At 36.7% G+C, this 1,681-nt stretch carries 1 protein-coding gene; it reads right to left on the bottom strand.

Annotated features, from left to right (window positions below; translation table 11 throughout):
- Nucleotides 1-38: 38 nt before the first annotated feature.
- Nucleotides 39-1,562, bottom strand: coding sequence for an IS1634 family transposase (locus GOQ16_RS17135; RefSeq protein ID WP_160070412.1), 1,524 nt, complete (start codon nt 1,560-1,562; stop codon nt 39-41).
- Nucleotides 1,563-1,681 lie beyond the last annotated feature (119 nt).

Genomic DNA, 1,681 nt, shown 5'->3' on the forward strand with positions numbered 1-1,681 from the left:
TCCTGTTTTGTGCAATGGGACACCCAAGATAAATTTTCTCAATTTAGGTCCAGATCAAAGAGATCAACAATTGCTTTTTGATCGTCATTTTTGATAATCAGTCTTTCATATATCTGTTCAGAATATGGGGTCTGTATTTTCACTTTGTAGATCGTTTTGATTATCTCGATTGCTTGTTCTGCACTGTATCCAGCCTCTTTCTCTTTCAGTAGCCGTTCCAGTTCTTTGTAGACTTTGCACGCCGCAAACGAGATACATATGTGCGATTCTATCCTTTTTCTGAGCCGATGAAAAATAGGTCTTATTTGTAAATCTGATTTGGATATCCTAAAGGTTCGTTCGATATTCCACAATAAGCTGTACTGTTTGATTACGTCTTCTTTTGAAAGATTACAATTCGTCATATATCCCTTCAATCCATCCCATTTACTATCGTCATTGTACTTATCATAGTTGATTGAAATACTTACCTCTCCGCTCATTGTGAGGTATTTATTATATCCTCTGTTGTTGATATTGCTTTTCCCCAACTTTCCACCTTGAATAGCCTTTTCAAGTTTATCAAGACCTCGTTTCCGATTCTTCCCATCCTTTGAGGCACGGCTTTTCTTATAGCCAACAATCAATTTATCTTCCCCCTCCATTTTAATTTCTGCACTCTCTTTGTCACCCAGTTTAAGGTTCAAGATCTGCTCGGTTATGCTGTTTCCCATATTCTTTATACGAGCACCTAAAATATACTGATAGCCGCCATCTTTAAGTTTTTGTATGTTACTCTTAGATAGTAGACCCGAGTCAGCAACAACAACCAAATTTTCAAATGAATATTTAGAAGTGAAATGTTCAATGATAGGTAGCATGGTTTCTCCCTCGTACTTGTTCCCTTCAAAAATATCATAATCCAGTGGGTACCCATTTTCACTTACTAGTAAACCAAGTACGATTTGTGGGTGTTGGTGTTTCCCATCTTTGCTAAAACCTCTTTTACGCAAGTCATCTTCATCACTGGCCTCGAAATACAAGGTTGTTACATCGTAGAATACGATTGATAGTTTTCCTCCAAGAATACCTAGAGTATGTGCAGAACTTATTTCTTTGACCAGGTCTATTTGCTCTTGATGAAGTTTATCCAAATATCTATAAATCGAATAGACGCTCACGTCTATACCTTTATACTTCATCAGGTAATCAGTCGTTTTCAGCTTACTGACAGGATAGACTATACGCGTGATAACTAAATGTTTAAATAGTTCTTCATCAATAGCATTGAAGCCAATATCATTAAAAATATGTCCTAACAACAACTCTGGACCAACGAGATTCATTGCATCTAAGCTATTCAGAAAGGTATCTATGAAGTCTAGTTCTTGGGAACGCTGGAATGGAATACTGGTTTGCCCATTACTTTCAATAATCCTTTTACCTTTTTTTATAAGACGATCGATCTCTTGTTGATCTGAAGAACTACCGACAGTTTGATGAACAATATACCGACCAGAAGATTTATCAATAATCTGAACACTAGTGGATCCGCTTTTATTACGTTTGCATCGAACGAACATATTGTCTCAAATGTATGAAATAGATGACAATATAACCGCGGGACACCCAAAACACATCAAAAATTAGCCTTTACGATCACTTTAAGGCACTTTTGCAAATTTACCGCACAAAACAGGAG

The sequence above is a fragment of the Sphingobacterium bovisgrunnientis genome (genome assembly GCF_009829085.1).
Lineage (GTDB): Bacteria > Bacteroidota > Bacteroidia > Sphingobacteriales > Sphingobacteriaceae > Sphingobacterium > Sphingobacterium bovisgrunnientis.